This window comes from Hydrogenophaga sp. (assembly GCF_030373245.1).
Taxonomy (GTDB): domain Bacteria; phylum Pseudomonadota; class Gammaproteobacteria; order Burkholderiales; family Burkholderiaceae_C; genus Hydrogenophaga.
On sequence record NZ_JAUCZF010000001.1, the window covers coordinates 1,049,207 to 1,062,830 of the forward strand.

At 68.2% G+C, this 13,624-nt stretch carries 8 protein-coding genes; 2 read left to right on the forward strand and 6 right to left on the reverse strand.

Annotation, left to right across the window (positions count from 1 at the left end; genetic code table 11):
- The 3 genes from QUV25_RS05030 to QUV25_RS05040 are packed head-to-tail and all read right to left on the reverse strand — an operon-like array spanning window position 1 to window position 7,117.
- Window positions 1-2,076, reverse strand: a complete 2,076-nt coding sequence (locus QUV25_RS05030; protein ID WP_300861818.1) for a nitrogen regulation protein NR(II) — start codon at window positions 2,074-2,076, stop codon at window positions 1-3.
- On the reverse strand, window positions 2,073-2,879 hold the full coding sequence (locus QUV25_RS05035; RefSeq protein ID WP_300861820.1) for a carbon-nitrogen hydrolase family protein: 807 nt from the start codon (window positions 2,877-2,879) through the stop codon (window positions 2,073-2,075). The genes QUV25_RS05030 and QUV25_RS05035 overlap by 4 nt, the downstream gene beginning before the upstream one ends.
- Window positions 2,880-2,917: 38 nt before the next feature.
- The gene (locus QUV25_RS05040; protein ID WP_300861823.1) at window positions 2,918-7,117 is read right to left on the reverse strand and encodes a YhdP family protein; all 4,200 of its coding nucleotides are present in this window, start codon (window positions 7,115-7,117) and stop codon (window positions 2,918-2,920) included.
- Between the two features lie 14 nt (window positions 7,118-7,131).
- Between QUV25_RS05040 and glnE the strand changes: the two genes are divergently transcribed.
- Together glnE and QUV25_RS05050 are read left to right on the forward strand one after the other, a co-directional pair.
- Window positions 7,132-10,224, forward strand: coding sequence for a bifunctional [glutamate--ammonia ligase]-adenylyl-L-tyrosine phosphorylase/[glutamate--ammonia-ligase] adenylyltransferase (gene glnE / locus QUV25_RS05045; RefSeq protein WP_300861825.1), 3,093 nt, complete (start codon window positions 7,132-7,134; stop codon window positions 10,222-10,224).
- A gap of 8 nt (window positions 10,225-10,232) precedes the next feature.
- Complete coding sequence (locus QUV25_RS05050) at window positions 10,233-10,847, forward strand: rhomboid family intramembrane serine protease (RefSeq protein WP_300861827.1); 615 nt, start codon at window positions 10,233-10,235, stop codon at window positions 10,845-10,847.
- Between the two features lie 7 nt (window positions 10,848-10,854).
- Here QUV25_RS05050 and QUV25_RS05055 read toward each other — a convergent pair whose 3' ends face one another.
- Genes QUV25_RS05055 through QUV25_RS05065 form a run of 3 tightly spaced genes read right to left on the reverse strand, consistent with a single transcriptional unit; the run spans window position 10,855 to window position 13,618 of the window.
- Window positions 10,855-12,423 (reverse strand): cryptochrome/photolyase family protein, encoded by a 1,569-nt coding sequence (locus tag QUV25_RS05055; protein ID WP_300861832.1) that lies wholly within the window; start codon window positions 12,421-12,423, stop codon window positions 10,855-10,857.
- A complete protein-coding gene (locus QUV25_RS05060; RefSeq protein WP_300861834.1) occupies window positions 12,420-12,617 on the reverse strand; it encodes a DUF2256 domain-containing protein in 198 nt (65 codons plus the stop codon). The genes QUV25_RS05055 and QUV25_RS05060 overlap by 4 nt, the downstream gene beginning before the upstream one ends.
- Window positions 12,614-13,618, reverse strand: a complete 1,005-nt coding sequence (locus QUV25_RS05065) for a cobalamin B12-binding domain-containing protein (protein WP_300861837.1) — start codon at window positions 13,616-13,618, stop codon at window positions 12,614-12,616. The genes QUV25_RS05060 and QUV25_RS05065 overlap by 4 nt, the downstream gene beginning before the upstream one ends.
- Window positions 13,619-13,624: the final 6 nt, after the last annotated feature.

Below are 13,624 nucleotides of genomic sequence, written 5' to 3' on the forward strand. Positions count from 1 at the left end.
TCAGCGAAGTGCAGGGCCAGCGTCAGCCGGCAGGGTGAAACGAAACACCGTGCCGCGCGGCAGCGCGGGCTCAAAGCTGAGCGCGCCGCCGTGCTGCTCGACCACGGTGCGGCACAGGCTCAGGCCCAGGCCCATGCCTTCGGCCTTGGTGGTAAAGAACGGGGTGAACAGCTGGCGCGCCACGTCCTCGCTCAGACCCTCGCCATGGTCGGTCACCGAGAACTCGACCCAGGCTTTGTGCGCTGGCGCTGCCCCCGCCCGCCCGGCCGACAGGCGCGGCTGATTCGCGGTCAGTCGCAGCACGCGCAGCCCGGAGACCAGCGGAGGCTGACCCTCGGACATGGCCTGCATGCCGTTGCGCGCCAGGTTGAGCAGCACCTGCTCGATCAGGGTGCGGTCGCACCAGACCGACGGCAAGTCAGGCACAAAGTCGATCTGCAGCTGGATGCCCTGTTTTTTGGCCTGCAGCGACAGCAGCGGTGCGATCGCCTCCACCAGATCCAGCGGCGCCACCGCTTCGCGCGACTGCTCGCGCCGTCGCACAAAGTCGGCCACGCTCTTGATCACGCGCCCGGCGCGATCGGCCTGCTCGCCAATGCGCTGCATGGCCTGGCGCAAGTCGCCGCGTGCGACGCGCTCGTCGTCGGCATCGAGCAGATTGAGGGCACCCGTGGCATAGCTGGCGATGGCGGCCAGGGGCTGGTTGAGCTCATGGCTGAGCAGCGAAGCCATCTCGCCCACCGTGGTCAGGCGCGCGGTGGCCTGAAGCCGGTCCTGGGAGGCGCGGTTGAGGTCTTCGATGCGGCGCTGCTCGGTGATGTCGAGCATGGCGCTCATGTGGCCGGTCTGCTGCCCCTGGGCATCGATCAGCGGCGCCTCGATGATGAGCACTGGAAAGCGTGTGCCGTCGCGGCGCTGGAACACCGATTCGTAGCCCTCTCGTGGCAGGTTCTGGCCTGAGAGGCGCAGCGATCGGCGGTGCTGGTATTCGTCCACCCGCTCGGGCGGCCACCAGGGGGCGGGCAGGCCGGCGCCCAGAAGTTCCTCGGCGCTGTAGCCGACCATCTGGCAGAACGCGGGGTTGACGTAGGTGATGCGACCCTCCATGTCGCGCGCCCGCAGTCCGGTCACCAGTGAGTTTTCCATCGCCTTGCGAAAGGCCAGCGCCTCGGCCACCTCCAGCTCGGCGCGCTGGCGCAGGCGCATGTCGCGCCCCAGCAGCGCCACCACCACCAGCAGCGCGAGCGAGAGCGCGCCCACCACGGCGGTCAGCACGTTGGGAAACAGGCCCAGCGGCAGCAGCGGGGCATCCAGCCGCAGGTTCAGGGTGTGCCCAGGCAGGTCGAGCAAGGCCTGGGCACTCAGGCTGCGCACGCTCTCGGGCGGTTGGCTCAGCACCGCCAGGCGAGTGCCGTCGGCCTCGTTGAACGACAGGCCCCGCCCGCGCACCAGCTCCTTGTTGGTGAGCTCGGCCAGAACGCCCTGAAGGCCATAGGTGGCAACAAGAAAACCGTCGGGCAGGCCGGCACGCACCACGGGCAGACACATCTCCATCAGCTCCAGGCCACGACCCTCGCTCTGCGGCCAGAAGTAACTGGCGGAAAAGGCTGGACCCGAGAGACGCACGGCGCTGTCGCAGGCCTGGCGCACCTCGGGCAGGAAAGCATCGCGCCGGATTTGTCCGATCAGGCTGGCGAGGTAAGGCGTGTCGCGCTGGGCCAGCAGGCGGTAGTTGTTGCTGCGCCACTCCACGCGCACGATCTCGCGGTGCTCGATCAGCAGATCGACCGCAGTCTCAGACCAGCGCTCGGGGTTGGGCGCCACCGTGTGCAGCGCCTGCAGGGTCTGCACATTGCGCACCAGTTCGCTGCGGATGTCGCTCACCAGTGAAGCGGCATCGCGCTCGAGCGCGGCCTGATCACGCGCCTCTTCGAATTCACCGGCCAGAAACACCAGCACGCCCAGCAACACCGCCACCAGCAGCAGCAGCGCGCCCCAGAGCCAGCCGCGCCGCGAATGCAGGACCCCGGACCAGCCGCTGGATCCTGCCGCGCTGGCCGCTGGCGCCGCGCTCACAGGCGCCGGTGTTGCAGCGAGGGCAGCTGCTCGCGCACGCTGGCCAGCCGGGCGAAGTCCAGATCGGCCAGCACCATGCCCGGGCCGCTGGACTGCAAGGCCAGCACCTCACCCCAGGGATCGATCACCATGGTGTGGCCCCAGGTGCGGCGACCGTTCTCGTGCACACCGCCCTGCGCCGGCGCGATCACGAAGGCCTGGTTCTCGATCGCACGCGCGCGCAGCAACACCTCCCAATGGGCCTGCCCGGTGGTGTGGGTGAAGGCCGAGGGCACCAGCAGCACGTCGGCCGCCAGCGCGCGGTAAAGCTCGGCGAAGCGCAGGTCGTAACACACGCTCTGGCCGATGCGCCAGGTCTGACCACTGCGGTCGTTGAGATCAAACACGGTGGGCGTTTCGCCGGCGCGCAGCACGGCCGACTCGTCGTAGCGCTCGCGCCCGTTGTCGTAGCGAAACAGGTGAATCTTGTCGTAGCGGCTCACACACTGGCCCTTGGGCGTGTAGGCCAGCGAGGCGTTGGCCACATGGGTCGGGTCGTCAATGGCCATGGGCAGCGTGCCGCCCACGACCCAGAGCTTGAGGTCGCGCGCCGCGTCGCTCAGAAAGTCCTGGACTTTGCCCAGCCCTGGCGTCTCGGCCAGCACCAGCTTGTCCTCGTCCTTGTGGCCCATGAAGCAGAAGTACTCGGGCAGCACCGCGAGTTCGGCACCAGCTCTTGCCGCCTGCGTCAGCAGCCGAAGGGCCTCACTGAGGTTGGCGTCCAGGCTGATGCCCGAGACCATCTGGATGGCAGCGACTTTCATGTGAACTCCTTGGTACCGGCGTGCGACAACGGCGCGACCTATTGTGCCGCGGGGGGTGCGTTGCCCGCAGCCGGCGGCGTGGTCCCAGCCGCGGCTCGCTCGACCTTCTCGACCTGCGGGTCGGCCCAGCTGCCGCTGATCTGAAACTGCTGAGTAGCCGCGCTCTGCAAAGGCTGGCGCAGCAGGAACTGCGCAAGAAAGGTGCCTAGGCCGATGGCGGGATTGATGGCGGTGGCGATCAGCGACGCTGTGCCAGCGTTGATCTCGGGCACCACCACCACCTTGAGGTCCTGTGTTTCACGCGCGATGTTGGCGCTGCCCTCCATCAGCACCGCCGCATTCACGCCCTTCATCTGCAAGTTGTTGGTGAAGATCACGCCCTGGTCGATGCGCGCATCGCCGCGCACGAAGTCGAAGGCAAACCCTTCGGAAAACACATCGCGAAAATCCAGCACCAGCCGCCGCGGCAAAGCCTGCAGGCTGAGCACGCCGAGCAGCTTGGCTGCGCCGGGCTCGACCTTCAGAAACTGGCCGCGCTCAAAATCGGCCTTGAGCTGGCCCGACAGGCTGGCATAGTCCACCGCCAGCGGCGACCCCAGCCAGGCCAGCTGGCCGACGATTCGGCCCTTGCCACCACGCACCACGCCATCGCGGCCAAAGCGGCTGAGCAGCTGACCCGAGTCGACGACCTCCAGCTCAAAATCCATCGCGGCGCGGCGCGGCGCGGTGCCGCTGCCGGCTCTGGGATCGGCTGCCCAGTTGCCTGTGGCGCTCAGGCGTGCTTCGGGCAAGGTCAGCGCGAGCCGGTTGAGGCGCCACTCGCTGGCCCGGCCCTCAGCGCCGCGGTTGACCGCCTGCACCTCGACACGACCCAGGCGCCGCTCTCCCAGCGTCAGGTCGTCCACCGCAATGTCGAGCGCCGGCACGCTGCTCGGCTGCTGCAGCAGCTGCTCGACCTCGGTCGCAACCGACGGCGTGAGCTGCAGCCGCGCCAGCCGCGCGAACACACTGCCGGCGTGGCCAGGCCCAGGCTGGCGAAATTCGCCATACCCGCTGAGTTCGAAGGCATCGACATTGGCCCTCCACAACGCGCCCTCGCGCGATCCGCCAAGCACCACGCCGTTGAACGAACGCCCGTCCACCGTGAGCTGCTCAGCCCGCACCGCGAGCGAGGTGGGCAGGTAGCCCAGCTGGGGACTGGCCACGGCCGGGCCCGGCGCTGAGTCGGAGCGCACGACCACCCCGGTGGCAGCCTGGAAGGCGCGCTGCCAGTCGTCCACGTTGATCTGCTTGAAGCGGATGTTGGCCAGCACACCCGCGGCGGGCAGCGGCGCCGACTCGGCTGCGTCCAGCCCGACCGCCACACTGCCGCGCAGCACGCGCGGCAGCGCACCGGTGATGTCGCGCTCGTACTGCAGGTCCACCAGCGGCAGGCTGGTCGGGCCGATCTGCACCCGCAGCCGGTCGCTGCGCGCCACGTTGTCCAGCTCGGTCAGCACCGAGTTGTCGTAACGCAGCGGCAGCACCGCCTCGGCACTCTTGCCCAGTGGCGCGGGCAAATTGATGGCCATGCCCTGCAGGTTGCTGGTGACCAGCAACTCAGGCACGCCACCCTGGAACCCCAGCTGTGCGCTGTAGGGGGCAGTGCCACGCGCCTTTTCGAACAGTCGCGAAACAAAGCCCAGACCGGCCTGGCTCAGGCCCTCAGCGCTGGCGGTGCCCTGACCCTGGAAGCGGATGCGCGGCCCGTTTCCATCTGACGCCGCTCGCATACCGCCTTCAAACCGTACCGGCCCGCCGTACAGCTGGGCCTGCGCACCGCTGACCTGAAACCCCTGCTCGCTGAACTGCAGACTGCCGCTGGCGCGACCGAGCAGCGGCGCGTCGGGGCTGATCTGCACATCGTTGCCGGCAAGCGCTACCGTACCGCTGACCGTGGTCGAAGTGATGGCGTACATGGGCAGCGTGAGCCGGAACTGCACGCCGGCGTTGCCGCCGATGCGGGCACGCGCCAGTGCCTGACCCGTCATGAAGTTGACCGGGCTGTTGCGCACAAAGTCCAGCACCTCGTTCGCCGGCCCCTGGGCTCGGGCGCTCACCACCAGGGTGGTGGTCTGCGCCAGGTCATCGATGTCGATCTGCGCCTGGCTCAGGCGCACATTCGGCGCGCCCTCCAGCCCCGACTCGGCGCTCGACAAGGTCATTGACGTGCGGTCAAGCACCAGTTCTCCGCGCAGACCGCGCAGTGCGGGCCAGGGCGTGTCCCCGTCGACCTGGAGGTACGGCGGCACATACATGAAGTCCAGGTCTTGCAACTGGGCAGCGATGCGAAATGTGCCCTGGGTCCCCGGCAGGTTGAAAGGCATGTCCCAGATGTCGCCCTGCACGCGGAAGTCGACCTGGCTCGCCTGACCCGCGCGCACCGCTTCGCGAACATAGCGCTGCGCCAGCGGCCCCACCGTCTGGGGCAGGTAGCGATGCACCCGCGTGGCGTCGGCGCGGGTGAGCGTGGCGCTGAGGTCCAGTACGCCGGGAAACCGCGCGCGCGATGGACTCGTGGCCGGGTCGCTGGTCTGCCAGCGCACCTGCGCCGTGCCTTCGGCGTCGGCATTGGCGAGGCGCACATTGTCGAGCTGGACCTCGATGCGCTCACCCAGCACGCGCCAGCTTGCATCGGCCTGCAGCCGGTCCAGCGGTACCACGCTGTCCTGGAACACGCCCGGCAGATCGATGGAGCCCTGAGCCACGGAGAGACTGGCACGTCCGCCTTGCTGATTGAGGTCGAATTCCACGCTGGCACCGGACAGACCGGGCCGCCCGGGCAAGGGCACCTGCACACCGTCAGCATCTCGCGCGCGCGGCAGGCTGGCCAGGGCCAGGCCATCGATACGACCCTTGACCTGATAGCCGCCCCGCTGCCAGTCGATCAGCGCGCCATCGGCCGGCTCGACACCCGCCTCGCCCTGCCAGTTGAGGTTCAGGCCACTGACGCGACCGGCTGGCTGCAGGCTGGCGAGCGTGGCATGGGTGGTCGACGTCAGTGGCAAGCGCGAGGCGATGGCCGACAGCGCCGCCAGATCGAGTTCCTCGGCGGTGAACGCCAGCGTCGGGGCGCGCCCGGGTGCGGCTCGCGTCTGCTTCAGGTACAGGCGTCCACCGGGCCAGGTCTCGCCTTCCCGGGTGCGCAAACGCAGCGCTTCGGTGCTCAAGCCCATGCCTTCGGCATCCCACTGACCCGCCAGCCGACCGCTGATTTCATCGAGCAGCAAAGGCAGCAGCGTAGGGCCGAGCTGCACGTCGACCGAGGCCAGAGCCAGATCGGTGGTGATACCTGCCACGCGACCGCGCGCCACGTCGGCCCAGGCCCGCACGGCTCCTTGACCACTGCGCAAGGCAACACCCCATTCCGACAGATCGACATAGGCCCGCAGACGGGTCACATCGACGCGCGGCAGGTCGAGGTACAGCTGGCCGTCCCAGCGCTGCCAGGGCTGACCGGGCGCAGTTTGCGGGCCGGTGAACCGAAGCAACGGCTCCCGCATCTGGGCCCGCGCACTGAAGCGCTCACCCCAATCGGACGGCGGCGTGGCATCGAGCCGGATCTGGTGGCTGCGCGCGCCGTTGCGCACCACCAGATCCAGCGCCTGCAGCACCAGCGCGGGCTGCTCGCGCAGCTCGTCGGTCCAGCGCACTTCGCCCTTCTGGATGACGAACTCAGGCTGATTGAAAAACCAGTCCACGGCACCGCCGTCACCACCCTCCGAGCCGGAAAAATCCAGCCCCGCCACCTCGATGCGACCCTGCGCCGTGCGCCGCACGTCCAGCACGGGTCGCTCGATCACCAGCTGCTCGAAACTCAGGCGCCACAGGGAGCCGACCGACACCGCGGTGCGCACCAGCGGCAGCTGCAGCGCCACCCGGCCTTGCGCGTCGAAAAGGCGAACATCCCGCAGCTCGAACGCCGGCATGAATGAGGGCAGCGGGCCGGCACCCGAGGCGCGCGGCGCCGCCACGATCTCCCCCACCTTCACCGGTACCCCCACCGCGCTCGTGGCCCAGCGTTCGAGGTCCGGACGCCATTCGCCGATACGCGGCACAATCCACAACTGAAGCACGCCCCAGGTGAGCGCAACCAGACTCCAGGCCGCCAGCACCAGCCACAGCAGGAGCCGCGTCACCACCGACAGTGTCTTGAGACCTCGCGAGGAGGAGGCGATGGTCGCGGGGTTCGGGTTCATATCCACTGCAAATTATGACGGTCAGCCACGCCACAGGTTCCGCAGCAGCGCACAGCACTTTGTCAACAAACGTGACCTCTTCCTCTCGCGGCGTCGTGCCACTGGACAACCCGGGCGCGTTCTACTCGCGTTTCGTGCAGCGGGTGCGCCGGCGCTTTGCTGCCGAACTCGGACTGCTGCCCGCCGGCGTCCCGGTGCGCGCCTCGATGCAGACGGGACTGGAGGCCTTGCAGAACCAGGGCCTGCCACTGCCGGCCGCGCTTCGCGTGCTGCGCCAGCTGGTGATGGAGCGGCTGGCGGTACTGGACTGCGAACATTCGGCTTCGCTGACCGAGGTCACGCGCAGCATGACCGAACTGGCCGAGCTGGCGCTGGACGTGGCCTGCACACTGGCCTTCGCCGAACTCGACGCCGTGCATGGCGAGCCGCGATACCTCGATGCGCAGGGCGATCTGCAGCGCGCCCAGCTGTGGGTGATTGGCATGGGCAAGCTGGGTGCACGCGAGCTCAATGTGTCCAGCGACATCGACCTGATCTACGTCTACGACGAGGATGGGGAAACCGCTGGCAACGCGCAAGGACGTGGCCGCATCAGCAACCACGAGTACTTCGGCAAGGCCGTCAAACACATCTACAACACCGTGGGCGAATCCACCGAACACGGCAACGTGTTTCGCGTGGATCTGGCCTTGCGTCCCAACGGCAACTCGGGCCCGAGTGCGGTGTCCCTGGGGGCGCTGGAAGAGTATTTCCTGGTGCAGGGCCGTGAATGGGAGCGCTTCGCCTGGCTCAAGAGCCGCGTTATCGCACCCGCCGCCTGCATCGCTTCGCAAAGCGCCAGCGCCCTGCGAAGCGCCGTGCTGCCGTTCGTGTTTCGCCGCTACCTGGACTACAACGTGTTCGACGCGCTGCGCAACCTGCACCGCCAGATCCGTGAGCACGCGGCCAAGCGCGCGGCTGGCAATCCGGGTCGCGCCAACGATGTGAAGCTCTCGCGCGGCGGTATCCGAGAGATCGAGTTCACCGTGCAGCTTCTGCAGGTGGTTCGCGGTGGCCAGTTTCCCGAGTTGCGCACCCGCCCCACCATGGATGCGCTCGCGCGCCTTGCGCGCGCCCAGTTGATGCCACCCGAGACGGCACATGTGCTGGGCGAGGCCTACCAGTTTCTGCGCCGCGTGGAACACCGCATCCAGTACCTGGACGACCAGCAAACCCACACCCTGCCCACGCGCGACGACGACCTGGCCTGGCTGGCGGCCACCATGGGCTGCGCCAGTGTGTGCGAGTTCCTGCACACCCTGGACGCACACCGTGAGACCGTGGCGCACGAATTCGACACCCTGCTCGGCGGAGCGGGCCAGGGCCAGTGCAAGGGCAAGGGCTGCAACGGCGGCACCACAACGACAGCCGACTTGACCAGCGTCTTGCCACAGCTGCCCGAGGCCTTCTCAGCCCGGGTCGCCGAATGGGTCGAGCAACCCCGCTTTCTCGCGCTGCGCGAAGACGCGCGCGTGCGCCTGGTGCGCCTGATCGAGCGCACCGGTGCCTGGCTGGAAGAGGGCCGCGTCACCGAAACCGCGGCGTTGCGCATGGCCGACTGGATCGAGCCGCTGTTTCGGCGCGAGAGTTACCTGGCCCTGCTGCAGGAACGCCCGGCCGTGCACGAGCGCCTGCTGCGCCTGCTGGGCGCTGCGCGCTGGCCGGCGCGCTACCTGGTCAAGCACCCGGGCGTGATTGACGAACTGGCCAACCAGCAGATGTTGCTGGAGCGTTTCAGCGCATCCCAGTTCGAAGCCGAACTGACCTCGCGCCGGGCCGCGCTGCAATCCACCGGTGAAGACGACGAGGAGGAGCTGCTCAACCTCTTGCGCCGCGCCCACCACGCGGAGGTGTTCCGCACCCTGGCAAGAGACCTGGAGAAAAAGCTCACCGTGGAAGAGGTCGCCGACGACCTCTCCGCGCTGGCCGATGCGGTGTTGCGCGTGGCCACCCAGTGGTGCTGGGCGCGCATGAAGAACCGCCACTGCGAGGTGCCTCGCATCGCCATCATTGCCTACGGCAAGCTGGGCGGCAAGGAGCTGGGCTACGGCAGCGATCTGGACATCGTCTTTGTCTACGAAGATGATCATGAAAACGCTGGCGAGATCTACGCTACGTTCGTGCGCAAGCTGATCAACTGGCTCACCGTCAAGACCGGGGAGGGCGACCTGTACGAGATCGACACCGCCTTGCGACCGAATGGCAACTCGGGGCTGCTGGTCACCAGTTTTGAAGCCTACGAGCGCTACCAGCTGCAGCGGGGTACCAACACCGCCTGGACCTGGGAACACCAGGCCATGACCCGTGCGCGATTTGTCATGGGTTGGGATGAAATGACCCCCACGCTGCCCGCTGCGCGAGGTGCGCTGCCCCCCGAGGGGGTTGCCGCCGACTTGGGGCGGCCCGGCGACGGCGGCTTGACCCCCACGCTGCCCGCTGCGCGAGGTGCGCTGCCCCCCGAGGGGGTTGCCGCCGACTTGGGGCGGCCCGGCGACGGCGGCTTGACCCCCACGCTGCCCGCTGCGCGAGGTGCGCTGCCCCCCGAGGGGGCTGCCGCCGACTTGGGGCTGTCTGGCGCCGGCGGCTCTGTCCCCACGCTGCGCGAACGTTTCGACACCGTGCGCGAGGCAGTGATCACCGCCGAACGCGATGCCGACGCGCTGGCCACCGAGATCCGGGCTATGCGGCAGAAGATCCGAAGCGCGCGCCCGGTGCGCGGCGAGCTGTTTGACGTCAAACACAGTGCAGGCGGAATGGTCGACGTGGAGTTCGCCGTGCAGTACATCGTGCTGGCCCATTCGCGCATCCATGCCGAGCTGAGGCCCAACACCGGCAACATCAAGCTGCTGCGGCTGATCGAGGCGGCTGGGCTGGTGCCAAGCGGCGTGGGCGAGGCGGCAGCGCTGGCCTACCGCGAGCTGCGGATGATCCAGCACCGGGCCAGGCTCGACGAGGTGCCGACGCAAATCGACAAAGAGCGGGTTCAGGAGGCTGCGGCCGCGGTGCGCGCACTCTGGCTTCACGTGCTGGGTGCTGAGCCCGACAAATCGCCCGCGCCACCGACATGAGGCCGTCCGTGCGCGACTGGCTGCTGCTGTGCGCGCTGCATGGCGTGGCCAGCATGCTGCTCTGGTGGGCTGGGGAAGATCTGGTCGAGACCCTGACGTTTCGTTCCGACAGCTGGACCGAAAGTCCCTGGACGCTGTGGACCACTGCCTGGGTGCACATGAACACGCCGCACCTGATCGGCAACCAGCTTGCGCTGGGCGCGCTCACCGCGACAGCCTGGATCGTGCACCCGCCCCGCGCCTGCGCACTCGCCTGGCTGCTGGCCTGGCCGCTGACCACGCTCACGCTGCTGATCTGGCCCCAGATCGGCTATGCGGTGGGCCTGTCGGGGATGCTGCACGCGGGTGCGCTGGTGCTCGCGGTGCACCTGCTGTTCAAACACATTCGCGTGCCCAAGGCCCGCCGCTGGGGCGGTCTGCTGCTTCTCGCCGTGCTCGCCAAGCTGGCCCTAGAACAGGGCTGGTCGCAGCCCGTGGCCTGGGACCCGGGCAACGACATGTCGGTTGTTTTGGCCGCGCACCTGGCCGGTGGCCTGTGGGGGCTGGTGCTCGGGCTGGCGACCGCCTGGCCACCCGCAGGCCAGCGCTGGCCCACCGATAAGCCGTCCAGCGGCGCGGCCTGACGCAGCTTCAGAGCGCGTCGATGTGGGTCAATACCTGCTGTGCATGGTCGCGCAGCGCAGTGCGTTCATCGCTCTCCAGGCGAGCGAGATTTCGCACCATGAGCGCGGTGCGCGGGTTGGCCTTGAGCTCGGCCTCGTGCTGGTCGAGGAAGTACCAATACAGCGTTGTGATCGGGCAGGCCTGGGGCCCGGTGCGGTCGGCGGGCCGGTAGCGGCAGTCGGTGCAGTGGTTGCTCATGCGGGCGATGTACTGGCCGCTGGCGATGTAGGGCTTGCTGGTGAAGCGGCCGCCATCGGCATAGAGCGCCATGCCGGCCACGTTGGGCAGTTCCACCCACTCGATGGCGTCCACATACACCGCGAGATACCAGTCAGCGACCTGCGCCGGATCGATCTGCGCCAGCAGCGCAAATTGCCCAGTGACCATGAGGCGCTGGATGTGGTGGGCATAGCCGTGCTTCAGGGTCTGGGCGATGGTGTCGCGCAGACAGGCCATGTGGGTCTCGCCGGTCCAGTACCAGCGCGGCAGGGCGCGCTGGTGACCAAAGTGGTTGGCGGCTTTCAGGCCCGGCATCTGCTGCCAGTAGACGCCGCGGATGAACTCGCGCCAGCCCAGCACCTGACGCACAAATCCTTCTACGCTGGCCAGTGGCAGTGCCTGCGGGCCGCGCTCGTGGTGCGCCGCCTCCACCGCGTCGACCACCTCGCGCGGGTGGATCATGTGCAGGTTGAGCGCCACCGACAACAGCGAATGCCAGCCAAACGGCGTGTCGCTCCACATCGCGTCCTGGTAGGGTCCGAAGCCGAGCAGACGCTCGTCAATGAAGTGGCGCAGGGCGGCCAGTCCATGCGCGCGCGTGACGGGCCAGATGAAGTGGTCGAGTGATCCGGGGTGATCGGGGAAATGCGCGCGCACCAGCGCAATCACTTCCTGGGTGATGTCGTCAGGTTCGAATCGCGCCGGCTCGGGAATGGCGCCCGGACCCGCCTTGGGGTAGGCGCGGCGGTTGTCGGTATCGAAGTTCCATTGACCTCCCAGCGGTTCGTCGCCCGCCATGAGCACCCGGTGCTCGCGCCGCATTGCGCGGTAGAAGTGCTCCATGCGCCATTCCTTGCGGCCACGTACCCAGTCGGCAAAACGCGTGCGGCTGCACAGGAAATGGCTGTCTTCGTGCCAGGTCAGCTCCACACCCGTGGCCTGTGCCACCGCTTCAATGTCTTGCTGCAAGCGCCACTCGCCCGGCTCGCAGATCCACAGCGCCTCGGGCCGCAGCGTCTCCATGGCCAGGGCAAGCCGATCAGCCAGCGTGCCGGCAGCGCATTGCGGGTCGTCCAGCGCGAGGTAGGTCAGCGGTATGTCGGCTGAATGCAGCTCATCGCGGAAGTGACGCATCGCCGAGAGAAAGACCGCAATGCGCGCCCGGTGGCTCCAGACGCCGGTGGATTCGCCAGCAGCCTCGATCATCAGCACCCGGTCTTGTGCGGGATCGAACCCGACCAACGCCGGGTTGCCCAGCCAGAGTTGGTCGCCCAGGACCAGCACCAGGCGGCGCACGCGCGAAGCGGGCCCGCTCATGGCGACGCTGGGCTTCGGGGCGCCTGCGACCGGCAGCGGTCGCTGCAGTACTTCACCTGCGCCCAGTTGCGCGCCCAGGCCTTGCGCCAGCTCATCGGCCGGCCGCAGACTAGGCAAGGCTTGCTTGGCAGTGCGGCCTTGTTGCCCTTGAAACCCGCTGCCCCTCGCTGGGGATCGTCGCCACGCGGTTTCATGTCTGGTGTTCGCCCACGGGAGCTTCAAGCTGCTGGTCGCCGCTTCGCCAGCGCGCCACGCCCAACGGGATGTCGTCCAGCCTGGCCATGTGCCAGTGACCTTCCATGCGCAGGCCACCCCGACCGCGGTCGTTGCCCATCAGGGCCTGACACTGACCACCGGTCCATAGGACGCGCTCAGGCGGCAGTTGCCGGCGCAGCTGGGTCAGCGCAGCCCGCACATCGCGCGGATTGAGCGCCGCGCTGAAACCCAGGGCCACCACATCGGCTCGGCAGGCGTGCGCGGCAGACACGATTTCAGTCAGCGGCGTCTGCACGCCCAATGCCAGGGTCTCGCAACCCTCCAGCGCCATCATGCACTCGGCCATCAGCAGGCCCAGGCTGTGCGATTCGCCAGGCACCGTGGTGAGCAAAATGCGCGGTGGCGCCGCGGGACGAGCGGCGCCCAGCTGAGCCAGCGCCTGGCGCAACACCTGCTGCACCACTTCGGAGTAGAGGTGTTCTTCGAAAATGGCGAGCTGCCCTTCCAGCCACGACTGCCCCACCATCACGTTCACGGGCGTGATGCCATCGCGCACCAGTCGCGCCAGACCATGCGTCAGCAGGTACTGCTCCATGGCGGTGCGCAGACCGCGGGCATCGTGCTGCCGCAGCAGCGCCATCCAGGGCGCCACATGGGGCGGCGGCTCCCGCAGAGAGGTGACCACGACCGGCCGGCCGGATCGGGTGGGTGGATCGTTGGCGCCCGTGGTGGGTTCGGCCTGCAGGGCAAGCAGCGCGTCCAGCGGCAACGGCACGATCTGCCCAGCCCGAAAGCCGGCATCGAGCAGACGCCGCAGGTGGCGCAGGCGCAGCACCTGGGCATCATCGTAGCGGCGCTCCCCCACCGCATCGCGCGTGGGATTGGGAAACCCATAACGCCTCTCCCAGACCCGCAAGGTATCTTTGGACAGACCGGTGTCGCGCTCCACATCGGCGATGGCGTGGCTTGAACTTGTCATGGACAA